Genomic DNA, 26,602 nt, shown 5'->3' with positions numbered 1-26,602 from the left:
CTTATTTGAATAGGAAATTAAACAATTAGAAAATGAATTGATACAAATTTAAAAAAAACGGGCTTATCAATTCAAAAAATGAACAAAAACAATCGATTTGCTTTTATAAAAAAAAGGTTGCCGAAATTAAACTCGAACAACCTTTCTCAATATTTTCAATTATTGCAATAATTTTAATATCACTATTAAAACAACGATGTTTACTTAGGCATAACAACATTACCCATTACACGCAAATCAATACTTGAAGTTTTGGGTGCATTTGTTATTATGGTAACACGTTTATTCTGACGACCTCGTTTTCCTCTAGAATTAAAAACAACTTTCAATTCTGTCGATTCACCAGCTTTTATAATTTTTGATGCAGGAGATATAGCTGTACAACCACATGATGCTTTTGTTTTACGAATCAAAAGATCAGATTTTCCTGTATTCTTCATAATAAAGGTATGCTCAGTTTTCTCACCTTGAGTCAATTCTCCAAAATTAAAGACTTTCTCTTCTAGTTCTAACACAGGAGCATTCTCGAGTTCTTTATCAGATAATTTTGCAAAATCTTCAGTAATATTTGCACTAATAGTTAAACGGTTACGTGGCGCAAACTTTCCATTAACAAGTATATCTAAATAATCTGTTACAAAACCCCAATCATGTTTTTTAGATGCATCGTATACAGCAACTATCTTAGCTCTAGTTTTAGGAGCGATTGTTTCTGGCACAAGTTTGATATTCAAATGAGCAGGAATTCTCCTAAATCCAACAGTCATTGCACTATCTGTATCATTATATACTTCTAATTCAGCTGTTTTTATTTCATTATTTGTCACTTTAGTAAATGGCAAATGATTATTAGTCATTCGTAAGCCAGACATTAAGCGAGGAAAAGAATCTTGAACAGTTTTAACACGTGCAGTAACAGTACCCTTAATTCTAAGAATAGAAATGGCTGGATTTGTATTGGCAGTTATTGTAATTGACTTATTGAATGGTCCAGGGCGATTTTTAGGGTCATAAGTTGCTTTCACAAATCCCTTACTACCAGGAGCAACAGGTGCTTTACTCCAACTTGGAGAAGTACAACCACAAGATGAACGTACATTCTTTATAATAATAGGCGTTGTACTTTTATTAATAAATTCGAAAGAATAGACTTGTTTGCCTGCTTCCTCTTTGAAGGTTCCAAAATCGTGGACTTTTGAACTAAACTCCATTACCGGCTTCGAGTTTTGAGCACTAACTCCAAAACTTGATAACATTAGTCCAATCAATAAACAATAAAAAGATCTCATAATTTTTGTATTAAAACATTCCGATACTCATTTTAATGGGTAGTCGGAATTACAGTTGTAAAAAAATAAATTCAGATTTATCTAAATAAAGATATCCATGCAAAAATAATTAAATTTTAACGAAGCTACCATAATGTTCCGTTAAATACTTGTTAATGATTATTAAAAACAAAAATTTATGTATTAAATAACAAGCTTTTAATTACGCTGTACATAGGCTTTGCTTAATACAAAATCATATTACTTTCTATATCTCCAAATACTTTATTGCATCACATTCAATTTATATATTGATTCTTGAAATGAAATTTCTAATTTTACTTTATATATTTATAGACAATAAGCATACAAATTCTAGACCTATTACTTGTAAATAGTATTGATCTTAGTGCAAATTAGTTGGAAACGTATCGGCCTTAAAAGAAACGATGATTGCTCCAGCTCTTATGTTTTTGATGGGTATAACCAACATGTATCTCGATAAACAAACTTATATTTTTATATTACCCCTATTGGGATAATTACAGTTTCTAATTATTATAAAGAAGAACACAGTAGTATTAAAGTCAAGCTGATTTTAGAACACACATTTATTGTTGATAAGTGAATTGGCTCAAAATACCTGAAAACTATATTTAGATTCTAATATTAATTGTCGCAATCAAAATAATTTCAGAAAAACAAATACGTCATATATTAACCAGATTATAATAAAATTTATGGATCAAATCATAAATAAGATAAAAGAACTTAGCCACGAGTATCTTCAAGAAATTAAATCGATTAGAACCCATCTTCATCAAAATCCAGAATTATCGTTTGAAGAATTTGAGACATCTAAGTTTGTTCAACAAAAACTTGATTCTTATGGCATACCATACAAAAGTGGGTTCGTAAAAACAGGTATTGTAGGTAAAATTGAAGGTGTAAACCCGAGCAAAAAAATATTAGCTCTTCGCACCGACATGGATGCGCTTCCTATTTGTGAGAATGAGACTCACACAAACTGTTCAAAAAATGAGGGAGTTATGCATGCCTGTGGTCATGATATGCACATGGCTAGCTTACTAGGCACAGCCAAAATTCTGAATAAGCTAAAAAATGAATGGGAAGGAACTGTTTTACTTATTTTTCAACCAGGAGAGGAATTATTACCTGGTGGTGCCAAATTAATGATGGAAGAAGGTGCTCTTGATCCTGAACCAGATTTAATTATGGGGCAACACGTATTACCTGATATGGAATCGGGACATATAGGCTTCAGAGAAGGTATGTATATGGCATCGGGAGATGAAGTGTATCTTACAGTAAAAGGTAAAGGTGGACATGGCGCAATGCCTCACAAATGTGATGATACGGTTTTAATTGCTTCTCACATTGTTGTTGCTCTACAGCAAGTTGTAAGCAGGCACGCTGATATTAGAATACCAACCGTTCTTACTTTTGGCAGAATGATAGCCGAGGGTGCAACAAATATTATCCCCAGTGAAGTGAAGTTAGAAGGTACATTTAGAACAATGAATGAAGAATGGCGTGCAAAGGCTAAACAGCTGATTACTGACATTGCTCAAAGTACGGCAAAAGGCATGGGTGCAGAATGCGAAGTAGATATAAGACATGGTTACCCTTTTTTAGTCAACGATATTAACTATACGCGCTCTGCAAAAACGGCAGCAATCTCATTTTTAGATGATGAAAGAGTTGAAGATATGGATATTAGAATGACAACCGAAGACTTTGGTTTTTATTCACAAAAGTACCCTTCATGCTTTTACCGATTTGGTGTAAAAAAAGAGAGATCAAGTGGTTTACATACCTCTGGTTTTCAGGCAGAAGATAGCAGTTTAGAAACATCAATGGGTATAATGGCTTATTTGGCAATAGATTTCTTAAATAAATAAGAGGAAATTTATTGCGAAAAACCACGCCTTATAAGACTCAAAATGTTTACTTTATGACTGTTACATTTATATTATCACAAAGAAAAATTTGAATTACTATTTAATCTCTTTTAAAATAGTACATTTCTATCCCATTTTCTTTTTGTGTTTAAAATATGATATTACATTTGTATTAATATTAACACTATAAAAATAAAAACAATGGCTTATAAAATTAACGACGATTGTATCTCTTGCGGTTCTTGCGAAGGAGAATGTCCAGTTGAAGCAATCTCTATGGGAGATGAGCATTATGTTATCGACGCAACTCTTTGTACTGATTGTGGTACTTGCGTTGACGCTTGTCCTGTAGAAGCTATTCATCCTGAATAACCGTATATCTACAGATATTAAAAAAACCGATGATTAGATCATCGGTTTTTTTATGCTTATATTTTTAGACTTCTACTCAGGAAATTATTTACTCCTGAAAATAAATACGCTTTACTCTACGAGAAACGGTGGTTAATATTTCATAGGGAATCGTATCTAGCTTTTGAGCCATCTTACTTAAAGGATAGTCGTCTCCAAATATGGTCACAATATCTCCTACCTTGGCATCAATATCTGTCAAATCAATCATACACATATCCATACAAATATTACCAACTACAGGAGCCAAACTTCCATTAACCATTACCTCGCCCACGCCATTACTTAATTTTCGATTAAAACCATCGGCATATCCAATTGGAATAACCCCAATGCGACTTCTCCTATTAAGTATTCCTTTACGACTATAACCAACTGTTTGATCTTTCTCGACCCATTTAATTTGAGATATGTTTGTTTTAAGACTACTCACATTCTGTAACATATTCTGATTGGTTGAACTAACACCATAAAGTCCTATTCCCAAGCGGACCATTTCAAATTGGGCTTTGGGAAAACGTTCAATTCCAGCTGTGTTAAGAATATGTCTATCGATATGATATGAAAATGCCGATTGAATTTGATGACTCCACTTTACAAATTTGTTAATTTGTTCTTCGGTATATTCATCATGAATCGCTTCGTCAGCTCCAGCTAAATGAGAAAAAATTGATTTTATATGAAACTGAGGATTACCTTTAAGGTAAGCAATTAATTCCTCTAAATTAGAATCTTCGAAACCCATACGATACATGCCTGTATCTAATTTTACATGAATAGGATAATTATTCAATCCAGATTTTTTAAGGATAGATTCAAAGTTCTTTAAAACACTTATGCTATAAATCTCAGGTTCCAAGTTATAGTCAATCATCGTTTCAAAACTATGCAACTCTGGATTCATCACAATAATAGGCGTACTAATGCCACTCATTCGCAAATCGACACCTTCATCGGCTATAGCTACGGCCAAATAATCGACCCTATTATACTGAAGCAGGTTTGCTATTTCAGTAGAACCGCTTCCATAAGAAAAAGCCTTAACCATAGCCACAAGTTTGGTATTAGGCTGTAATAAAGATCTAAAATAGTTTAAATTATGCACCATAGCAGTTAGGTTAACCTCTAATATGGTACGGTGGGCTTTATATTGAAGTGCGCTTGAAATTCGCTCAAAACGAAAATCTCTAGCACCTCTTATTAACACAATCTCATCCTTAAAACCAATCGTTTCAATTTCTTTTAAAAAGCTTTCAGTTGTAGGATAAAAAATAGATTCCGTTTGAAATTTCTCAAATTGTGAAGAAATATTTTTTCCAATACCAATAATTTTATCAAGCTTATTTAAAGCTAATAATTCAGACACCTGAGTATATAAATCTTCGACTTTGAACCCCGATTGAAAAATATCTGAAAGAATAACTGTTTTCTTTCTTCCCTGGCTATGTTGATTCATCAAATCCAAAGCAATACCAAGAGATCCAAAATCAGAATTATAAAAATCGTTTATCAACAAACAATTATTTTGCCCTTCCTTCAGTTCCAATCGCATAGCAACAGACTGAAGTTTGCTTAAGCCATCTGAAATAAGTTTATCAGACAATCCCAAATGCAGCAGACATAACCAACAATGCATCGCATTCTCTATTGAGGCAATATCACAAAAAGGAAGCTTAATCTCCTTTTTCTCTCCTTTAAATAGAGCTGTTATATTCGTCGACTTTCCCTCTGATTTTTCTGATAAAATTTGTAGGCTTGCTTCTTGGGTTTTAGACCAACTTAATAATTGTTTACGCTCTTCATACATACAAACAATTTCCCTATCGACTAGGGTATTATCACTACAATAGATAATACAATCGCAGGATGAGAAAAGTTTGAGTTTTTCCAAAAGTAAAGATCTTGAATCTTTAAAATTTTCAAGATGCGCTGAACCTAAATGCGTAAATATCCCAATAGTTGGTTGTATAATATGTTGCAAGTGTTCCATTTCATTGGGCATAGAAATTCCAGCCTCAAAAATACCAATCTCATCCTCTTGACTCATTTGCCAAACAGAAATTGGGACACCTACTTGAGAATTATATGATTTTGGACTTCTAACAATACGGTAAAATGGATTTAACACTTGATACAACCATTCCTTAACGATTGTTTTCCCATTGCTACCCGTCACTGCTATAAGAGGATAAGTAAATTTCTTACGCTGATAGGCACAAAGTTCTTGTAAAGCTTTTAGTGTATCTGAAACATGAATAAAATGACAGTCTTCGAAAAGACTATAATCTATTGTTTCACTTATGACGAAAGCTCGAATACCTTTTTTGTAAAGATCCTGAATGTAATCATGACCATTATGTCGTTCGCCAACTAGGGCGAAAAAAAGTGTCTTCGAAGCTAAAACTAGAGTTCGACTATCAATTGATAATCTATCTATTTTAAAATCACCCTTACCAATTAAAGTTCCACCAATAATTTGGTTAATGTGAATCAACTGATATGCTTGAGATGAATTCAAAATTAAAATTTTAAATTAAAATTTATGTCAGTTCGATAATTAGTCGAGTTGAGCCTTATTATAACAAACTCTACACAAAGGCTCGTAAGCGTCTTTCTCTCCCAAAAGAACAAGCTTTTCTGTATCTGAAAGTCTATGTGAATATTGAGCTAAATTACCACAGCGCATACAAACGGCATGAACTTTAGTTACATATTCAGCTGTTGCCATCAGTCCTGGAATCGGACCAAAAGGTTTACCCTGGAAATCCATATCTAAACCAGCAACAATAATTCGAATACCCTGATTGGCAAGCTCATTACAAACATCAGCAAGTCCATCGTCGAAAAATTGCGCTTCATCTATTCCTATAACATCAACATCGCTAGACAAGAGTAAAATATTGGCTGCCGTTTCAACGGGTGTTGATCTAATAGCGTTAGAGTTATGAGATACAACTTCGTCTACAGAATAACGCGTATCGACCTTAGGTTTAAAGATTTCTACTTTTTGCTTCGCGATTTTAGCACGATTCAAACGTCGGATCAACTCTTCAGTTTTCCCAGAAAACATTGAACCTGCCACTACTTCAATCCATCCTCGACTACCTGAACCACTAATATCGTTTTCAAGAAACATATTTATTTTCTTTAATCATTTTTACTTCCTCACACAAAAATAAGAAAAGCTCTAAATTAATTTAGTAATTTGCAGGATAATATCATAAAAACATACACTGCTGAAAATCAAGACTTAATTAAAAAATACTATTTTTGAAAACAGGTAGGAATAGAAATTAAACAGACCTATTTACAAGCTTTTAGAGAGCCTTTTCAGATAAATAACTATATAAAAAAATCTTATTTTGAAAGAGTCCATATTAATCAGACTAAGAAAGCAAGTAAATACATTTTCTATCTAAATCAGTTGTAAAAGAGAACCGTTTTATGATTGAATATTTTTCGAAATAACTTTAAAACACAATGAACAATAAACTAATTCTTAGACTCATAAAAAATAACATAGACGAAATAAGGGACTTAATTATTCATTTTCAGGATGAAGAAGATGATTTGAAAAGTGTATTCCCTTCTCTAGAATCTCGATTAAATAGCTTAAACAAAGATATTGACGTACTAAAATCAAACCTAAGCCAACATCCTTATGAAACTAGTTCAGTAGAAGATCCAATAAAGTTAAAAAAACAGCCTATTCCTCCTATTCAAGAAAAAGAGGAAGAAGTAATAGCACTAGAAGTTATTGAAGAAATACTTGAAGAAGAAGTAACAGAAGCTAGACCATTGATTAAAGAACAAGAAAACAAGAATGAATCGCTTATCTCTGAAGAAGATCAAGGAAAAGATGAAGAAGATCGTGATACAAAAGAAGAATCCATTAAAAAGATAGATCCTATATTTTCGACTCTAAATGATAAACTTCACGAATCAAGTGGTCATAACCTACAAGAAAAAATAAAAAAATCTAAATTAGACGACATTCAATCCGCTATCGGAATAAATGATCAATTCTTATTTATTAGAGAACTTTTTGAAAATAAATCGGAAGCATACAGGTCGGCAATTAATTATATCAATTCGGAAGATGATTACACCAAAATCGTCTCATATTTCAACACATCTCAAAAATGGGACAGTGAAGATGTTAACGTTATTCAATTCTATGATCTAATTAAAAGAAAGTTCGAATAAATTAAACACGAATATCTTTTTTTCACGAGTAATCATCACAATCTACTTATCTTTGCAGATAATTAAAATCGCAATACTTTTTTTTCATGTCAAAACTTTTCTTAGTCCCAACACCAATTGGAAATCTCGAAGATATCACCATTCGAGCTATCAACGTATTAAAATCCGTAGATGTTATTCTTGCTGAAGACACACGTACATCAGGTTTTTTATTAAAACGATATGAAATTAGTAAGCCTTTAATTTCTCACCATAAATTTAACGAGCATAAAAGTTCTCAACAAATAGTTGATCGTATAAAAGCTGGCCAAACTATTGCTTTAATCTCCGATGCTGGAACACCAGCCATATCAGACCCAGGCTTCTTTCTTGTAAAGCATTGCCTAGAGAATGACATTGAAGTAGAGTGTCTTCCGGGTGCAACTGCCTTTGTTCCTGCACTTGTTAATTCGGGACTTCCAAACGAAAGATTTTGTTTTGAAGGTTTTTTACCACAAAAAAAAGGACGTCAGAATAGATTTAATGAATTGGCCGAAGAGCAGAGAACAATGATTTTTTATGAATCACCTCACCGATTAGTCAAAACATTAACTCAATTTGCCGAATTTTTTGGTGAAGATCGTAAAGCGTCAGTATCAAGAGAAATTACAAAACTTTACGAAGAAAATAAAAGAGGTACACTTTCTGAATTAATTGCTCATTTTAGTGCAAAAACAGTGAAAGGTGAAATTGTAATTGTGGTAGGTGGAAAAATAATCGAAAAAAAGAAGAAAGAATATATCAAAAAGGATAGAATGTAGTTCTCATTTTAGTTTATAACTAAAAATGATGTTTCACTCGACTTACTTCCCTCGTATCAGATTCATTTTTAACAATTTCCTAGAATGTCATTTCCAAATAACTATCGGGATTACAGGATTAATAGACTAACACATACTATTTTAATAATTATGAAAATTATGTAATTGTGTGAATTTTTTAGGGTCAATTAAAAAGAACTGAACTCGTTCGTGCCTCCTCACCTGAACGGAGCGAACTCGATGAGACCGAAAAAATTTATCTCGAATCAAACAGCATTCTGTTTTTAACACCTATTCCACCTATGGGCCACACTAACGTTGACGAGGTCCCAAATAAAAAATCATGTCATCATTTCCAGTATTGAAATACTAACACATACTATTTTGATAATTACGAAAATTACGTAATTGTGTGAATCTTTTTGGGTCAATTAAAAGAACTGAACTCGTTCGTGCCTCCTCAACTGAGCGGAGCGAACTCGATGAAACCAAAAAAAATTATCTCGAATCTAACAGCATTCTGTTTTTAACACCTTTTTCACCTATGGGCCACACTAACATTGACGAGATCCCAAATAAAAATTTATGTCATCATTTCCAGTATTGAAATACTAACACATACTATTTTGATAATTATGAAAATTACGTAATTATGTGAATCTTTTGGGATAGTTTCAAAAATTGAGTCTGAGCTTTCAAATTAATCTTCGTTGGTAAACTTAGGACACGAAATGGCTTTAGTTCCTAATTTTTTACTTTTTTTCTTACGTTCTAATCGCTTCAAATCTCTACTGTTAGAATAGTTGTAATTGTAGGTTAAAGATATTTCTAAACCACCCTTACTTGCCGAAGTAGTCTTTAAGGCAGACACATCAACATCATAGGATAAAATAAACTTAAACCTTTTCTTAAGGAAACCAACTGTTGGAATAATATCTTCCTTATTACGATACCACAGTCCGTAATACAATATAAGCCCTTTTTTTCCAGCTTCCATTGAGCAATTCGCTCCTAACATGAATTCAGTATTTAAAACCTCATCTTTATACAAAAATTGAGGTTTAATATAAATTCTTGGACTTAATTTCGTTTCAAGACCACCATGAAAATTATAACTCCTTTTAAGGTTATTGGTAATCTCATAGAATGATTCATTGGGCTGATTGATATGAGAAACAGCTACGCCAAAAAAGTATTTTGTTTTCGCTCTAAAATACGTTACGGCACCACCCAAGGAAATATCAAGATAAAATAGGGATTGTGTCTCAGGTAATTCTTCAGTAGGATCACCAAAAATTTCGCCATCCCATTGATCACCAAAAACAAGTTTATTGTAGTCAACCGATTTATTAACTAATTCAACACCTAATCCGCCATGGAAGAACAAAGTATTTCCTTTATTTAAACTTTTATTTAAAGATGTAGTTAACATAACCTGGTTTGTTTTCAGTCCACCAGTACCCGCTTTATCTGTAAAAATAACACCGCCAACACCCAACCACGAAGCACCTAAATAGGGAAAACCGAGTTTTCCATCGACATAAGCAGCTTGAGATACGAAAGGAGTCGTAACTGAATTCCATTGATTTCTGTAGTTAACTCCTGCTCTAATATTGTAATCGGAATTACCTGTAAGTGCGGGATTTAAATATATAGGCATAGCGTAAAACTGAGACGAATATACCTGCTGTGCAGAAATACTCTTCAATCCTAGAAGGGTAATAAATACGCTAAAAAGTATTTTATATTTATTCATACTCAAACTATAGAATAGCTTAAAAAATATCAGCCTTCTATAAATACAAAAGTTGAACATATAAAATTCACCAAAGCAGAAGGATAATAAGATTTATAAAAAAAAAACTAAACACTAAAGTACAACTAAATTTCAAACGAAGACTACACTTTATTGTCTATTCATAACTTAAAAAATATGTTCTATCAAAAGTATAGCTTAATTAACAAAATAATTATACAACTTATCACATATTATCTAAGCAAAGTAACCTCACCCCTTTGTATTTCGGTAGAATTATCGTCCAAAGTTACTTTCAAGTAATATATGTAGGTATCCATTCTTTGCAACTCACCTTTGTAAGTTCCATCCCAACCAATATCAATTCTATTAGATTGGAACATTCTCTGACCTCCACGATTGAAAATAATCAACGTTATAGCCTGAACATTATCATATTGTTTTACTGTAAGTACATCATTTTTATTATCGTCATTAGGTGAGAATCCAGATGGAAGATATCTTCTTCCTTTTGAATAAACATTAACGGTATCACGGCCTACACACTCATTGGTTCCTCTTACTTCAACCGAATATTTTCCTGTTGAATTCACCGCCAAAGTAGATGAAATCTCTTCTGGAGATACAATTTCATTTATTGACCAAATATAAGATACACCAGAACTTCCACCATCCAACTCAACTGTTTCACCTACATCAAGTTTTATATCGTCTCCTAAATCTACAATTGGAGCTGGCATTATAGAAACATCAACACAAACAGTTTCCTTATTACCATGATTATCTGAAACTTCGACACAATATGTCCCTTTTTTAGTTACATAAATACCACTTTCAGTTTCTCCACCTGGAATCCAGTTATAAGTTATACCGTCGCCAGTAACCGCAGGACTAATGTATCTTGTTTCACCTTCACATATATCCATATTAGTTTCAAGAGAAACGGTTAAAGTATTACCTTCTATTAAATTAATTGTATCACGGTTAATACAACCATTGGCATCGGTAATTTGAACCCAATACTCACCACCTGTTGAAACATCAATTGTTTGTGTATCAGATCCGTCATTCCATAAGTATGAAGAACCTACAGTTAACTCATCGCCAAGCGTAATATTTTCACCCTCTGGAATATTACGATCTAAACCAAGATCGACAATAGGTAGAGGATTAAATACCACCGTAGTACTTGCATAAATAGATTTTCCACCTGATCCAGTAACCGTAAGGGCATATGATCCAGCTTCGCTAACGCTTATGCTTTTATCTGTTTCATCAGTACTCCACAAATAAGTATATGTTTGGTCGTAATCAGAAGTAACAACAGGTGTTAGTTCGACACTCTCGTTTATACACGCATTGGTGGTTTCATTTAAGGCAACTTCGAAAGGAATAGATTCAACAATATTTACATTGGCATATATTGTATCTCCATAGCAATTAAAGCCAGTTTTTTCGATTAGCTTAACTTGTTTAGCCCCTAATTCTGTTCCCCATTGAACATCAAATGTTAATTCTGAATGAATATTATCAGATAATAGGGTCGTGTTTTCATTCAAGACACTTGTTCCGTCTGGAGAGAATATCTCATAACGTTTAGCACTTTCAGAAGATGAAGGTGTTATATCTGGATCATGTCTCTGAATCATAACAGTATATGTTTGCACAGTTCCTGCTATAACAATAGACTCATAATCGGTAAACTCCGTATCGGGAAGAGGATAAATACCAATTGTTTTTGAATGGTTTTCTTCATCTTCGGTAACTTTTATGCCAGACAAACTCATCGCTTCTACAATCTCGATTTTAGGATACAACATACCTCCTGTGGTATTAGGTATAGTCACTACAAAATCGAATGATAAAGTCGTTATTTCATCAGCACCTTCAGGTATTACTGCTGGTTTACCATCAATGGAGTATTTGAATGTCCATGGCAGTGGTCCATTATAATTAAGGGTACAATTTATATCGGCATCAGAATTATCGGCATTACTCTCTGCACAGACTTGTGCATCAGATAAATCGTCGAAAACAAGAGTTGGTGCATCGCCAATAACAAATATCGGGAAAGCCACGAGTTCTCCAAGACAACGAGTTGATTTATCAATAGGATAAACTCTCACCTCATAATTACCAGCTATACTAAATGTGTATTTTTCGGTAATATTCGTATCTGATCTAAAGTTATACTCAATTTCTCCTTTATCAACATTATAGACTTCCCATCGGTAATCCATTGATGTATCCTCTTCAACCTTAAAGCTCAAGGCTGATTCCTTTACTACATTATGCTGCGCAACAACAGCCCATCCCCCTAAGAGGATAGCTATTGCAGTAAGCAGTGTTTTATGTAGTAAGGTTCTCAACATTTATTTTTATTCTTTTAATGATTTAAATTAAATTTCAGAACTACTACTATTCAAAAGAGATAGTATCTGTAATAACTGGTTTAGTACGAACAGTAATTTTACGAACTAAATCAGATGCAGTAGTAGAAAGATCTACAGCAGTATTATCGGCAGTTAAAGCACTTACGATATGAATCGAAGTTTCCTGACTTGCAAGAGTTGTATTCTCAAAATCAGATAAACTGATAGTTCCAGTAACTGGGCTTGTAGCACCTGCAGTACCAAAAGATTTAGTTAATAATGCAGATTCAGTACCATCTTTATCAATGGTCTTATATGTTAACTCAAAAGGAGCAACCCCGTCTGTAAATACAACTTCAAAATCACTAACATTTGCAGTATCACCATCTAATAACGAACATGTTAACATATCAGCATTCGCAGCTGCGTCAGCAAACATAACCGAAGCTGTACCAAAAACTTTAACGCTTGTAAGCATAGGCTCAGTTAAACATAAGGTGGTTTTATCTTTTCCTTGAACTGTAATATTCCAAAGACCTACTTCTGTGAACGTAAGCTCAACACTATTGTCTTTTGCTATCGCATCAGTACTTGTTATTACAGTACCCGAAACAGAATGTATCGCAGTCCATGCAAACTCAATATTTGCATCAGCACCTACTTTTAATGTATGAGTACTATTAAGAGTAGCTAATTCCTGTGCGTTAGCACTAAATCCAAAGCAAACTACGGCTAGGATTAAAAACGATTTTGTAAGTAGATTTTTCATATTTAGTTTGTTTAATTTTCTTTTAATTCATTTCTATAGCCGTAATTACTGGCTGTTTGTAAATTGTTCTTGTATGTATATTTTGTCCAGAAACGACATTAAGTTTTCCACCATATTTATTTTTGGCGCTTACTATCGTTATCGTATTATTTGTTTCAGTAGTAATATCTTCAATTATTCCTTCAATATGGAATAATTTATCTGCAGCTGTAATTGTTGCAGTTCTATCCTCTGTTTCTCCTGTAATTCGATAAGTTACAGTTAGAGGGTAATTGGTTTCTGGCAAATCTATACCAATATCGATTTCCGCTATTAAAACAGCGGCGAAACTTGTATCTCCATCAGGACAATCTGATGATGTTAAATCTTTAAAGGCAATTGTGGCGTTTGTTCCCAATACCTCTATAGGTATAGCTCTACGAGAAGAACAAAAATTAGTTCCTGAGTTAAACTCTTCCGCAATTGCAAAATATTTTCCTTCATTTAAAAAGGTAATCTCAACTTCTGCTTTTTCAAATTCTCCTCCAACAAAGAGGAAATCATCATCCCCATCTAATCCATCATTGTTGGCCAATAAAGCATCTTTCTCATCTGCCCAATCGTTTACCTTATAAACCTTCCATTCATAAGTATTACCAACATGATTTGTTATTGTTAGTTTATGTGTACTTCCTGGCAAAATTACATGCGGACTCTGTGCCTTAGCTGAAGCCAAAGCAACCATCGTAAAAATTACGATAATCAGAATTCTATGTAGTGTACCTTTTAACAATTCTTTCTATTTTTTATATTTGAATTACCTTCCCGAACCGTAGTTCGGGAAGGATTCTATATGTAAGTCAACAAACTTTACATTAATTAGTCAATAGCAATCACACTAGTTTCAGGAGATGCTGTTATTACGAATGAATCTGGTGTGTTATTTGCACCATTTTTTGTTTCATCCTCATTTGTTGTTACTGTTCCAAGAGTAATGTAAGCATTTGAAGCAACTAAGTTCAACGTAATATCATTAGCTGGAGATTTACCAGGAGTATTAGCTGTTACAACAGTCAATATAACCTGAGAAGTTCCAGGTGCTACAGTAACACTTGAACCTGATACAGTACCACCTGTTGATGAAGATACAGTTGATGCTGGTGAAGGTGTGAAATCAAATCCCCAAGTTCCAGTTGTAAATGGCTGATTATCTGAAGTCATTTTCACAGTGAAGTAACGAGTCGTTGATCCAAAGTCATTAGTAACATTATCGATAAGAGCTCCACTACCGCCATTACAACTAGTTAAAGCAACACCAGAAACGGTTGTTCCTACAGCATCTGATGCAGACACCATTAAATCAAGAGCACCAGTCGAAACTTCAATCTCTAAACGTCTTAAAGTTGTACAAGCTCCAGCAGCATTTGCTTCAGTAACTTCTACAAAGAAAGTACCGCCTTGTAACCACTGTATATCTGCAGTATTCTCATCAACTCCTGCTCCTGCAGAAGTAAATAAATAATCTTTTCCACTTACAGCCGCTGTAGTTTTATCAGCTTTATAAACTGCCCAAGTATATATATTTCCAATATGATCTGTCAGATGCACATTACTAGCATCAACATTTACTTTAAACTTGTGTATAGAACCAACTCCGTGAATTGCATCCGCTGCGTATGTTCCAAATGCAATTAATGAAATTGCAAGAACCATTGTTATTTTTAATAATCTTTTCATATCTATTTATTTTATCAGAGTTCAATAATTAGTCAGTAAGTATACCTGTAGTTGCTGGAACAGCTTTTACAATATAAGAAGCTTTATTGCTTCCATCAGTTACGTCACTATCAGGAGTTCCTAATTCATCTTTAGCATTCAAAACAGCTAATTCCATAGTGAAATCAGTATCCTGTCCATTCATTCCAGCAGTATTCTTATTTGTACTATAGCTAATAGAGAAAGTTACCTCATTAACACCTGCAGCAACAACAACATTATTACCAGTAGCAGTTCCACCAGCTATAGAAACAGCAGTTACATCTCCTAATTTAAACGCATCAGCGATATCAGTTAAAGAATAATCAAAAGACCATGTCTTAGTAGCATCTCCACCAGTCATTTTAACTTTAAAATCACGTGATGTCGTTCCAAAAATATCAGTAGAGTTATCTCCAAGAACATCAGCATCAAGAACAGGAGAAGTAACTATTGCACATTCTTCTTTAGTAGATACAAGTTCTGCATAAACATTAAAGCTATTAGTACTTACTTTAATTGCAATTTGACGAATTGTTGGACAAGCAAACCCTATATCTGTTCTAGATTCAACTACTTGCAGAACATAATCACCTGGAGTTATCCATTCAATATCTACAGAATTTCCAGTTAATACAGAAGATACATAATTAAATTCTGATCCATCAGTACCACCACTTATAACACTCCAAGCTAGGTTTGTCGATGCAATACTACCTTTAACTACGGTATACTTATGTGTAGAACCCGCAAAAGGAGTTGTACCCGTGTTATCCGCTTGAGTATTTGTAAATACCAATACTCCAAGGGAAACCATTAAAAGTTTTAAAAGAGATTTCATATCGTTTTATTTTTTTTTGTTACGGCTTTATTAATTAAATGTAATATCTCCAGTGTCAGGAAGACCGTAGATTGTAACTATAGCAGTTTCATCATCTCCTGTTACTGTTGTGTTACCAAAACTGTCTTTTACATTTGTAATTTCAACTTTAAATGCTTGGTCGGCACCATCTGTTTTGTTAGTAAGTGAAATTTCCAAATTATGAGTAGAACCAGAAGCGGGAACGCTAGTACCTGAAATTTCTGTTTCTAAACCAACAGTTGTGTAATCAAAAGTCCAATCAGGTGCGCCATTGGTTTTGGTCAATACAAAAGTTACTACTGTGTTTGTACCTGTAGTAGAACAATCTGCAGCCTTAATTGCATCAGCAATTGTCACATCAAAGTCAGAACCAACAGTTACTGTAGCTGTTTTTATGGTAGCACAATCTAATCCACCATGAGCTTCTGTTTCAGTAAAGGTTAGAGTGTAAGTACCTGGCTGCATCCAAAGGATATCAATTGAAGCATCGCTTAAAGTCGTTGAATTTTCTAACGCCCAAGCAACTCCTTCAGCTCCGCCTCCAGTTACTGTCCATGCTAAGGTATTAGTCCCCTTCTCTGGAGCTACCTTATAAGTTTTCGTTTCTCCAACGCTCCTAGTATCCTGTGCCATAGCACCGTATCCTAGGAAAAGGAAAAAGCATACGCTTAATAGTTTTGTAAAATTTGTTTTCATGTTGACTATTTTTGATTTTTAATAATTAATTCCACTAGGAGTTGGTTTATGATTAACCGTAACCGTATATTTTTCTATATTTGAAATATTCCCACTAGCATCCAAAACTCTAAATTGAATAATTGATGTTCCTTCAGGGAAATTATATCCTGATGGATCTGATGCTGAAGTTGCTCCTGTTGCAGTTGCTCCAAATGCATTGGCAAAAGAATTATCTGGCAATTGAATACTATATTGTACTGTAAAAGTTGATGAACAATTATCTGAATATCTAGAAGCTTCCAAATTTAATCCTGTAAATGATTTCACTTGAGGAATTACACTTTCATCTTCCGCACAATCATCAATAATCAAATCTGATAGATCTGCTAATACGGGTGCAATGTTATCCGTCAACAAAACATCAAAACTACATGTCTCAAAGTTTGTACTTGCATCAGTTACCGTTAAAGTAACAGTAGTATTCGCTGTTACAACAGTTCCTCCCGTTGGATTCTGAGTCACAACTGGTGCTGAATCACAATTGTCATTCACTACTGCCAAACTTGTGTAGTCTGGTAATGTAAATTCACAGTCTGAAGTGAAATTCTCATTCTGATTTCCAGGACAAGTTATCGTTGGCTTGATATTATCATTGATAATAATATCTTGTGTAACATTGATTGTGTTTCCACAATCATCAGTTACTGAATACGTTCTTGTTATTGTTTTGGGATTATTTAATCCATCATCTGAATCTGAAACAAATGCGACTACTGGATTAGCAGTACAATTATCTGCTGCATCAGTTACAACAGAAACATCTGCTGCAGGAACATCTCCAATACACTCTACTGTTACAAGAGTTGGATTACTTGCTGTTGGTTTTACATTATCTAATACTGTAATTGTTTGAGTAACTGTTGCTGTATTTCCTCCTCCATCGGTATATGACCAAGTTCTTGTAATTATTCCATTACAATTTGATCCTACAATTGAGGCATCACTTCCTGTTACAGTTCCTGAAACATCACAATTATCTGTCCATGCCAAATCAGTCATCGTCGGTACATCATCAATGCAATCAATAGTTACATCTGCTGGTGCAGATGCAAAAACTGGTAAAGATTTATCTTCAACAATAATATCTTGTGTAACATTGATTGTGTTTCCACAATCATCAGTTACAGAATACGTTCTTGTTATTGTTTTGGGATTATTTAATCCATCATCTGAATCTGACACAAAAGCAACTACTGGATTAGCAGTACAATTATCAGCTGCATCAGTTACTACTGAAATATCTACCACTGGTAAATTAGCGATACATTCTATTGTAATATTTGATGGGTTACTCGCTGTTGGTGGAACATCATCGTCAACCGTTATATTTTGAGTACTTGTTGAACTATTGCCAGAAGCATCTGTAGCGGTCCAAGTTCGAGTTATAGAATAATGGTTAGGACAAATCACATCTGAAATATCATCATCTACACTTACAGTTACTATTCCTCCACAATTATCAGTAACAGTTACTGAAGCAACATCACCTGCAGGAACTTCTCCTGAACAAGAATAAGCAACAGGACCTGGAGTTCCAGTGATTATTGGGGCTATATTATCTACAACAGTCACATTGGCTGTACATGTTGAAGTATTCCCTTCCACATCTTTCACTGTTAAAATTACATCCTCACCAGTAGCTGAAGATAGAGAGATTGTTTGATTAGGCAAATTCTCTCCGCCAATCAAAATCTCAAAATCACCACATCCTAAAAGTTCAGGAGTGGCTATATCAGAATCAGTTCCTTCACGACTGGCAACATACGTCGTCGTAACGTAAGAACCACTAGAATTTTCCATTGGAAAACTCTGCCTTTCACCATTACACATCAAAGAGCCTTGAAGAGTATATAAGCTAGAAGGTGGGTTAGTACCAGAGATCCTAAGATCGTAAGATATCTCAACTTTATAATTATACTTCGCATCCCATACTCCAGTAGGAATTATTCGAACAGCCTCCATATTAACAAACACGGAATAATTACCAGAATTATCTGGGACCTCTAGAGTACCACTTGCAATATCATCACAATCAAAATCTGTCTTCGATAATGACATTGATGCGATACCACAGTTATCGCTTGATCCATTATCTATTTGCGAAGGAGTTATGCTAGCATTTCCGGTTGCATCCAATTGTATTGTAATATCTTGACAAACTGCAATAGGATCAACTAAATCTTCTACTGTTACAGTACTTTTATCATCAAGTTCCACACCACACGACGAAACCGAATTCTCAGCGTATACTTTATACACCGTCGTAACTGCAGGGCTTACATCAAAGGTTATATCACTACCTGTACCAGAAACTAAAGCTCCAACATTACTATCATCACTATCTAAACGCAATTGATAATTAACACCTAATTCACTATTGGAAAGTAGTATTGATGCAGTTTCCGTAGGACAAATAGAAGGATCATTTAAACTAAGAGCTTGGTTAGGTAAAGTGCTTACAACAACAGTTAAATGCGTTGTATTCCCTCCCTCACATCCAGAAGAAGTTTTCTCTCTTATCTTAACAACAAAAGTACCAGCTTTAGTCCATACATAATCCTCTTTCTCATACTTGTAATACAAGTCTGCTCCTGAAACAACAGTGACTGAAGAACCAACAAGGGTAAGAACATTACCCAACGAAACAACCGTTATTCCATCACTTTCATAAATATCAAAAAATAATTGAGAGCCATCAAGTCCATACGCAGAATAAGTCACTGCTTCGTCTACACAAACATTTTGTGTAGCTACAAAATCTGGAAAGCTTTGCCCAAATGCAGAATGCCCGAACAGAATGCTCAGGCTAAATAGTAGTAGGAGTTTAATGTGTAAAAATTTAATCAAACACTTATGTTTTAATTATAAATAATCACTAAGGAATCTCTTATTCCCTCTATATTAGACATGTTTAATGTATGCAAAATAACATAAAAATCAAACAATTAGTCAAAATAATATTTTTTTTCACAAATCAAATTGATCTTTTCACTTTTCTTAAAAAATATCAAAATGACGACAAATATATACATTCAATACTTACTGGCAATTATTTTCATCAAAAAAAGCAGTAAGTACACAAGCTATACTTCAAGTCTTTAGGTCGATAAACAGCCTCTTATTAAGAGAAAAATTCAATACAAACACGACATATTCATGTGGTATCAAAAACCCAACAACCTGAATATTAAACACTTGTGCCGTATCAAAAAAGCTCTTCACAAAAAACCTAATTATTTATTTTTTAGGAATCTAAAGAGTTATAAACCAACTAAACAAGAGTTAGCCATGCTCCAAATTTAAACTTTTTTAACACTAATGCAAAGAAATCGCTTCATCTTTTAAAAAAAACCACTTATCAATGTTAATTCTGCGTTAGTCACAATAATAAGCATTAAAAATAGGAATCACCGTTTTTTTCTAAAAAAACATATCCCTTGTTTCAAACCCTCGGCACAAATAACTAATAATATGACATTAATTGTACGAAAGACATATCTTTGAAAAAAAAATTCTTCAGCATGAAATACAAACATATATTCTTTGACTTAGACAGAACACTTTGGGATTTTGATAAAAACTCCGAAAAAACGCTTAAACAGCTGTATCGAGATTTTGGCTTACAAAATACTTTTGGCAATTTCCTCTTTTTTAAAGAACGGTATGAATATCACAACAAAAAATTATGGATTGCTTACTATCAAAAACGAATTGAAAAAGAAGAATTGAGCTACAGAAGATTTTACATTACGCTTAAAGAAGCTGGACAGGATGATATTGAACTTGCGAAAGAGATTGCTCAAGAATTTTTAGATCTAAGTCCTTTACAAACTGAAATTTTCCCCAACACACATTCTTGCTTAGACTATCTTAAATCGAAAGCATATAAGCTTCATATTATTACAAATGGATTTAACGAAGTGCAAGGACGTAAACTTCAGAATTCAAAATTAGATTCTTATTTCACCAAGGTGATTACCTCGGAAGATGCTGGAGCCAACAAACCTCATGCACAAATATTCGAATTTGCTTTAAACCAAACAGGAGCAAAACCGGACGAATGTATTATGATTGGTGACGATTTAAACACCGATATTAAAGGTGCACGCAATATGGGAATGGATAGCATCTACTTTAATCCTAAAAAAATAAAACACACTGAGAAAGTAACCTTCGAAGTTGAAAACTTGAAAGAACTTATAGACATACTCTAAAATTAATCGTAGACTATATAAATAAACAAGTCCAAACTGTAAAATTTGGACTTGTTATATTTAAGACAAATAATCTTCTGAATTTACGTCATAATCAGCAAGCTAAACTGTAGCTTGGTATCCTCTATTTGCTCCTAATTGTAGGACAATAAAACCAATAGATAATCAACTCTTATTCAAAAAAGATACCTATTGGTTTAGGGGTGGGATTAATAGTAATTTCTTGAGTTGAACTACCTCCACATTCTCCATCAATTGTATATGTTACAACATAAGTGCCAGCAGTGGATACACTCAAATCAATTACACCAGTTGTACTATCAATCGATAAACCATCTGTTGATGTAAAAACTCCGACAGCAGTGGTAATGCTAGGTGCAGGATCTAGTTCATTAGTACAATAAGCAGATTGAGTATAACTAAAATTCATATCAGATATATTTTCTAATTCTAGAGTCACGTCACCCAAATCTATCGGGCATTCATTATTACCCCATATAACCGATAAATCATAAGTACCAGCAACTAAACCTGTAAATGTAGAAGATGTGATATTATCACTAACACTCGAATAACTTACACCACCATCTATACTAAGCTTTATATTGGACCTATTGCTATGATCAGGAAAACTAAAGGTAATACTACCACTACTTAAATCAGGACAAGATGGATTTGAAGATGTAACTGTAGTTATAGTAGGAAGTGACAAGATAGTAACTCTTATCACATCAGTTGATGAACAAGATGTAGCTAGATCTGTAGCAGTCACTTCATAATTAATGTTTAAATTTAAATCAGGGTCTCCAACTGCATTAAAAGTATAATCTTTAGTCGATGCTAATATATCTGTCTTACCCTCTATACGCCATTGATATGAATAAGTGCCAGCTGCTGGGCTAACTGTCGGTGATAATGTAACTGACTCCCCTTGACAAATTCTTTTATCCGAGCCTGCGTCAACAGTAAATGAAGGATTTACTGTTACAGTGAAACTCACTTCAGTATCATTCCCTACATCATCAGTAGCAGTATAGGTTACAGTAGTAGTTGTTCCAATAGGAAAAGTATCTCCAGAATTATGTATACTTGTTAAAGTAACGTTACAATTATCAGTTGCAGTTGGAGCAGTCCAATTAACTGTATTATTACATGCCTCTACAGTAATATTCTCCGGGCAATTACTAATTATGGGATCCAGATTATCATTTACAGTCACATCAAAACTTGAGGTAGTTTCATTGGTACCATCAGTAGCAGTATAAGTCACTGTAGTTTTCCCAACAGGGAAATCATCTCCACTATTGTAATTAGAAATCAAAGTAACAGTTCCACAATTTGATGATGCTTCAGGATCTGACCAATTAGCAATTGCTGAACATTTACTCGGCTCTGCATCAAGCTCAATATCGGCTAAATCACTTCCCATAACTTCGACTTCAGCCAGAGAAAGGAAATTTTGTCCCGTAAGTTGAATCTTCACATATCGAGCATTGTTTCCCGAAGTTAATATTCGTTTTAAATCCCCAGGATCACCTTCAACATAATAACTTTCTACATTAGGATCTACTAATGCATCTGCAAGCGTAGTAGCTTGGAGATCATTATTCGAAAGCAACACATAAAAATTCACCAAACGGTCTGTACAACAACCTGTTCTTCTATATACATTAATATAATCTACAGTTTCCTCAGCCCCCAAATCAACTTGCCACCACGATTGAATATCTTTTTGGGTATGAGTTACAGAATGATTACCCCATACTCCATCTGTATTGCCATCCACCGCAGCAGCAGCTTTTCCTTCAGCGTAGTTATCACTAGACTGTATCGCCGTTTTATTAAAAGCATAATTATAATAAATAGTAGGACCAGAATTATCTATCATCGAATTCTTAGCTGATAATGTAGGAGCAACTTGACAATTTGAGTCTCCATCATTAAAAGCTACACTTTCGATATTGTATGTTGCATCAGTAGTAATTGAACCAGCTGCAAAAGTACAATTACCAGACACATCTGTAGTTATAAGTTGTGTCTTAGACGTTCCATTATCATTATAACCAATTGTATAGTTAGTACCTGCTAGTAAACCAGTAACAGTAATATCTGGCGATGTATTAAGACATACAGGAGAAGAAACTGAAAAATTAAGGCTTGAGATATCAGGTAAAGGATTAACGGTTACCTCTAAAGGCTCACGATTTGGACTCAAACAAGATGCTGATTCCCCTTCGGCAACATAATATGTGTCTACTCCAACAACATCCGTATTAGGAATCAAACTAACTAGCGGTGTACCTCCGGTTTCTTCAGTATAATAATACAATTTATAAGTAGACACACTTGGTGTTGCTACAAGTTTACCAGCAAAACTTCCTTGACAATAAGTCTCATCTGATACTAAAGGAACAGAGCTAATATTCTTAACAGTTATTTTAAAAGTATAATAACAAGACGTGTACCCAGGAGGGACAGCGTAATAAGTTTTTGTTCCCTCATCAGCAAGAAAATCATTAGAAACTGTAAACTCTTCAGTTGTACCGTCAATAATAGGATAATCAGCATAAAAACGACAACCCGTAGGAAAGTTATCGCTAACCTCACCTATAGGTATAGATCCTGAGGCACCCAAATTACAGAAAAAATACTCCTGACCTGAGTCAATTTCTTCTGTAGTACAATTCGCTTTTACGTAATCTTCAGCATCAATTTGTATTTCGATAGGGGTCGTAATAGGTTCACCAACACACTCCCCATCAGTGACATATCCTTGAATAATACTAAAACCCGTAATAGATGTTCCCGAGTTAGCACCTATACCAGTAGAACCTCCACCTCCACCAATACCAACCGAAGGACTACAATTGGGATTTCCTAAAATAGAACAATCTTCGGTAACTTTAACAGTATAAGTGAGCGAACCCAAAATTTGATCGGGACCTTCCGAGGGTACAGGCAAATTACCAATTTCCCAAATAATAGAGCCAGTTGCCCCCTCCGTTGGGTCGTAATAATAATTGTTTACAGCAGGTGAGAAATCTACCGTAGCATCAGAATCAACAAAATCGGTAGTATACGCAATAGGAAGTACAATGCGTAAATCATTAACTACTTCGGTACCTCTATTTCTGATATCCAACTGATAAACTATTTCTTGACCAGGCAAAACCATGGATCCATCAGCAATAGGTGCTCCATTAATAGTCATGACTGCGTTGGTAGCCTCTGCCTCTGGCACATAAGCATCTACAGCCATTGCCAAGGCAAAAATTGCATAAGCATCCTGATTTGTTCCATATCTGAATTTTGTACGAGTTTGTTCGTTAGCAATATTTAAATTTCCAACATTAGGTACATCAAACATAGAAATATCAAGCCCTGTATTATTGGTTAGATTTGGATTACGATCATTCCCTCCTGTAATAATCGAGCTATTAAAAAAGTTATTTGTGGTATTTCCATCATGACTTAAACTAGTCCATTTGCTTTTATCGGCACTCTCAATTTGTATAAAATCTCCTGAAATACCAACATCACCTTCACTGGCCATTAAACCTAACTTGATGTTTACATCACCACTCTGAACAGCCTTAAAACCAGAAATTGGGAAATCATAAGATGTATTTCCACCACCTGAATGACTTACATAAGCATAACCATCGTAAAGCGTAACATCGCGCCATTTCATTTTAGAATTCTTATAAACTACAACCAAGCCCCAACCACCACAAAAACCGGTACTTCCACCATTACCATCACTTAAAGCCATATCTGCAACGAAATACTCTCCAATTCCATTTGTTTGTACATAATCAGTAACTTCTGCATAGGCTGCATAAATATTTGATCCAGATCCATTCGGATAATGAATATCTTCATCTCTCGCAGTCACTGTCTGATACGCTTCTCCAGCATGTTTAATCAACACCTTCCGTTTATCCAGTGTTTTATTAATTCCACTTATCCGTTCAGTAAATGTTATAGAACCAGAATTAGCCCGACCTGTCCAATACAAGCCTGCATATATAATGTCAGAACATTGTGGCTTTGCTCCATTTTCTTCCGAAAAAGTCAAAGTCGCAGAAGAAGAATTAAATGTCGAAGCATCTGAATCTACATCAACATACTCCATGTCATAATTACTATTGTTACGATCTGAGCGATAATTATTTAAGGTGAGATTCGTATTACCAATCATGGTAAAATCGCCCTTAATATTATAAACTTTAGTTTCAGGTGAATTTTGAGACGTTCTTTGTTGAAAAGGAATTTCAATTTCTGAAAGTTCATCATCATCAACGATTGTAATCGTTTTCCTTTGTGTTCCACTTTCTACCCCATTATCTACCGAAGTGATTTGAACCAATACGTCTCGATCTCCATCAACATTATCATTATCTACTGCAGATAAAGTAATACTAGCAGATAAGTCACCTGCAGGAATCACAATTTGACTAACGGCAGAATAATTGGAAGCATCTGCTCCTGAATAATTTAAATAAACAGTTACTGCAGAAGTTTGAGCTTCGACTAAAGAAGCAGTAATATTTGAAGTTCCGTCATATTCATCTATAGAACTAGGACTCACACTTAAACTAACAGCATCAGACCTCTTCGCCTCTCCTGTAACAATAACATTATCGATATAATAATATTCATTGCTATGATTATTTTTCATTATCACCTTAACGGTTAACTCGTCACCATCTGGAATATTTGTACAAGAAGTTTGAGCAGATATATCGTTTGTATGCGTCCCATTGACTAAAAACTCAACATCATCTCCTCCATCAACAGAATAATAAATCCTCAAGTAATCATTATCATCCAATTGATTGCCCCAAGACCCAAGATCCATAGAAACCCGAATATCTGTGAAATTTGAGATATCAATACTATTGGTCACCCATTCTTCAGTATTGTCAAGATTTACCCCTACAATTCCATTGCCTCCAGAACCATATGCAGGATAAGTCGTTTTACTTATTCTACCTGTCTTAGTCCAGCCCTTATTTATGCCTTCAAAATCCTCACTCCAAATAGGGCTAGAACCTTTAGAACATGGACTTGTTACTACCTCTATTGTAGCTTTCCATCCTGATTTTGTAACGGATATATCAGAATCAAAATTAAAAGTTATTGAATTTCCTGTTGAAGTAACCAAGACATTAGAAGTTGCCGTTCCTGAATATTTAGCTATTTGAGATACACCTGTTCCAATTCCATCATAAATTGTCAAGAAATCATAATCATACTCAATCTCAAACTCAGTAAAAGTCACCCTAATTACTGATCCCTCTGCACATTTAAAAGTTATCGATTCATCCTCATAATTTTCATAGTTGCCAGTACTTCCACCCGTATCGTAGAAAAAATCCCCAGTTTGAACAAAAGTCGTAGGAGATGGATCATCTATTTTATAAGTAGTTTGCCCAAAAAGAGAACCACTTAGGGAAAGGAAGAAAACGAATAAAGAGAATTGTATGTAGAAATGTTTCATGCAGTTAGTGTTTTTAAGAAAAAAGAACAAACCAATTGATTCAAAAG

The 26,602-nt window shown here is 34.3% G+C and carries 17 protein-coding genes; 5 read left to right on the top strand and 12 right to left on the bottom strand.

Annotated features, from left to right (window positions below):
- Positions 1–200: 200 nt before the first annotated feature.
- A complete protein-coding gene (locus EMN46_RS16575; protein WP_154201936.1) occupies positions 201–1,289 on the bottom strand; it encodes a DUF1573 domain-containing protein in 1,089 nt (362 codons plus the stop codon).
- A gap of 719 nt (positions 1,290–2,008) precedes the next feature.
- Between EMN46_RS16575 and EMN46_RS16570 the strand changes: the two genes are divergently transcribed.
- On the top strand, positions 2,009–3,190 hold the full coding sequence (locus EMN46_RS16570) for a M20 family metallopeptidase (RefSeq protein WP_154201935.1): 1,182 nt from the start codon (positions 2,009–2,011) through the stop codon (positions 3,188–3,190).
- Between the two features lie 201 nt (positions 3,191–3,391).
- Positions 3,392–3,562 carry a DUF362 domain-containing protein gene (locus EMN46_RS16565; RefSeq protein ID WP_154201934.1) on the top strand — a complete coding sequence of 57 codons (171 nt, stop codon included), beginning with the start codon at positions 3,392–3,394 and terminating at the stop codon, positions 3,560–3,562.
- Positions 3,563–3,650: 88 nt separating this feature from the next.
- On the opposite strand, the gene EMN46_RS16560 is transcribed toward EMN46_RS16565, so the two are convergent.
- Both EMN46_RS16560 and EMN46_RS16555 read right to left on the bottom strand, forming a co-directional pair.
- On the bottom strand, positions 3,651–6,119 hold the full coding sequence (locus EMN46_RS16560) for a bifunctional UDP-N-acetylmuramoyl-tripeptide:D-alanyl-D-alanine ligase/alanine racemase (RefSeq protein ID WP_229130401.1): 2,469 nt from the start codon (positions 6,117–6,119) through the stop codon (positions 3,651–3,653).
- Positions 6,120–6,158: 39 nt separating this feature from the next.
- Positions 6,159–6,737: a thymidine kinase gene (locus EMN46_RS16555; protein ID WP_154201933.1), complete on the bottom strand. Its 579-nt coding sequence runs from the start codon at positions 6,735–6,737 to the stop codon at positions 6,159–6,161.
- A 344-nt stretch (positions 6,738–7,081) separates the two neighbouring features.
- Here EMN46_RS16555 and EMN46_RS16550 point away from each other — a divergent pair, with 344 nt between their 5' ends.
- Positions 7,082–7,807 carry a hypothetical protein gene (locus EMN46_RS16550; protein ID WP_154201932.1) on the top strand — a complete coding sequence of 242 codons (726 nt, stop codon included), beginning with the start codon at positions 7,082–7,084 and terminating at the stop codon, positions 7,805–7,807.
- Positions 7,808–7,893: 86 nt separating this feature from the next.
- Complete coding sequence (rsmI, locus tag EMN46_RS16545; protein ID WP_154201931.1) at positions 7,894–8,607, top strand: 16S rRNA (cytidine(1402)-2'-O)-methyltransferase; 714 nt, start codon at positions 7,894–7,896, stop codon at positions 8,605–8,607.
- Positions 8,608–9,307: 700 nt separating this feature from the next.
- Here the strand turns inward: rsmI and EMN46_RS16540 are convergent.
- The 8 genes from EMN46_RS16540 to EMN46_RS16505 all read right to left on the bottom strand — a co-directional run bounded on the left by EMN46_RS16540 (position 9,308) and on the right by EMN46_RS16505 (position 19,685).
- Entirely contained in the window at positions 9,308–10,363 is a 1,056-nt protein-coding gene (locus EMN46_RS16540; RefSeq protein ID WP_195715294.1) for a PorP/SprF family type IX secretion system membrane protein, read from the bottom strand.
- A gap of 233 nt (positions 10,364–10,596) precedes the next feature.
- Entirely contained in the window at positions 10,597–12,735 is a 2,139-nt protein-coding gene (locus EMN46_RS16535) for a gliding motility-associated C-terminal domain-containing protein (protein WP_154201929.1), read from the bottom strand.
- Between the two features lie 46 nt (positions 12,736–12,781).
- Positions 12,782–13,504, bottom strand: a complete 723-nt coding sequence (locus EMN46_RS16530) for a hypothetical protein (protein WP_154201928.1) — start codon at positions 13,502–13,504, stop codon at positions 12,782–12,784.
- 22 nt (positions 13,505–13,526) lie between these two features.
- A complete protein-coding gene (locus EMN46_RS16525; RefSeq protein ID WP_154201927.1) occupies positions 13,527–14,276 on the bottom strand; it encodes a hypothetical protein in 750 nt (249 codons plus the stop codon).
- 86 nt (positions 14,277–14,362) lie between these two features.
- Complete coding sequence (locus EMN46_RS16520; RefSeq protein WP_154201926.1) at positions 14,363–15,220, bottom strand: hypothetical protein; 858 nt, start codon at positions 15,218–15,220, stop codon at positions 14,363–14,365.
- Between the two features lie 28 nt (positions 15,221–15,248).
- On the bottom strand, positions 15,249–16,079 hold the full coding sequence (locus EMN46_RS16515; protein ID WP_154201925.1) for a hypothetical protein: 831 nt from the start codon (positions 16,077–16,079) through the stop codon (positions 15,249–15,251).
- 30 nt (positions 16,080–16,109) lie between these two features.
- Positions 16,110–16,796, bottom strand: coding sequence for a hypothetical protein (locus EMN46_RS16510; RefSeq protein WP_154201924.1), 687 nt, complete (start codon positions 16,794–16,796; stop codon positions 16,110–16,112).
- Between the two features lie 18 nt (positions 16,797–16,814).
- Positions 16,815–19,685 (bottom strand): hypothetical protein, encoded by a 2,871-nt coding sequence (locus EMN46_RS16505; protein ID WP_154201923.1) that lies wholly within the window; start codon positions 19,683–19,685, stop codon positions 16,815–16,817.
- 674 nt (positions 19,686–20,359) lie between these two features.
- Between EMN46_RS16505 and EMN46_RS16500 the strand changes: the two genes are divergently transcribed.
- The gene (locus EMN46_RS16500) at positions 20,360–21,052 is read left to right on the top strand and encodes a YjjG family noncanonical pyrimidine nucleotidase (RefSeq protein WP_154201922.1); all 693 of its coding nucleotides are present in this window, start codon (positions 20,360–20,362) and stop codon (positions 21,050–21,052) included.
- A gap of 172 nt (positions 21,053–21,224) precedes the next feature.
- Here the strand turns inward: EMN46_RS16500 and EMN46_RS16495 are convergent, their stop codons facing one another.
- Positions 21,225–26,555, bottom strand: coding sequence for an HYR domain-containing protein (locus tag EMN46_RS16495; RefSeq protein WP_154201921.1), 5,331 nt, complete (start codon positions 26,553–26,555; stop codon positions 21,225–21,227).
- Positions 26,556–26,602 lie beyond the last annotated feature (47 nt).

The organism is Ancylomarina sp. 16SWW S1-10-2 (genome assembly GCF_009669305.1).
In the GTDB taxonomy this organism is placed as follows: domain Bacteria; phylum Bacteroidota; class Bacteroidia; order Bacteroidales; family Marinifilaceae; genus Ancylomarina.
This window is presented reverse-complemented; position numbering and strand designations above follow the sequence as displayed.

Bases quoted from the DNA above. Each gene is read 5' to 3' on its own strand.
- EMN46_RS16550 (WP_154201932.1), top strand. From the start codon at position 7,082: ATGAACAATAAACTAATTCTTAGACTCATAAAAAATAACATAGACGAA.
- EMN46_RS16515 (WP_154201925.1), bottom strand. From the start codon at position 16,079: ATGAAATCTCTTTTAAAACTTTTAATGGTTTCCCTTGGAGTATTGGTA.
- EMN46_RS16530 (WP_154201928.1), bottom strand. From the start codon at position 13,504: ATGAAAAATCTACTTACAAAATCGTTTTTAATCCTAGCCGTAGTTTGC.
- EMN46_RS16510 (WP_154201924.1), bottom strand. From the start codon at position 16,796: ATGAAAACAAATTTTACAAAACTATTAAGCGTATGCTTTTTCCTTTTC.
- EMN46_RS16555 (WP_154201933.1), bottom strand. From the start codon at position 6,737: ATGTTTCTTGAAAACGATATTAGTGGTTCAGGTAGTCGAGGATGGATT.
- EMN46_RS16535 (WP_154201929.1), bottom strand. From the start codon at position 12,735: ATGTTGAGAACCTTACTACATAAAACACTGCTTACTGCAATAGCTATC.
- EMN46_RS16575 (WP_154201936.1), bottom strand. From the start codon at position 1,289: ATGAGATCTTTTTATTGTTTATTGATTGGACTAATGTTATCAAGTTTT.
- EMN46_RS16500 (WP_154201922.1), top strand. From the start codon at position 20,360: ATGAAATACAAACATATATTCTTTGACTTAGACAGAACACTTTGGGAT.
- EMN46_RS16570 (WP_154201935.1), top strand. From the start codon at position 2,009: ATGGATCAAATCATAAATAAGATAAAAGAACTTAGCCACGAGTATCTT.
- EMN46_RS16520 (WP_154201926.1), bottom strand. From the start codon at position 15,220: ATGAAAAGATTATTAAAAATAACAATGGTTCTTGCAATTTCATTAATT.
- EMN46_RS16495 (WP_154201921.1), bottom strand. From the start codon at position 26,555: ATGAAACATTTCTACATACAATTCTCTTTATTCGTTTTCTTCCTTTCC.
- EMN46_RS16565 (WP_154201934.1), top strand. From the start codon at position 3,392: ATGGCTTATAAAATTAACGACGATTGTATCTCTTGCGGTTCTTGCGAA.
- rsmI (WP_154201931.1), top strand. From the start codon at position 7,894: ATGTCAAAACTTTTCTTAGTCCCAACACCAATTGGAAATCTCGAAGAT.
- EMN46_RS16540 (WP_195715294.1), bottom strand. From the start codon at position 10,363: ATGAATAAATATAAAATACTTTTTAGCGTATTTATTACCCTTCTAGGA.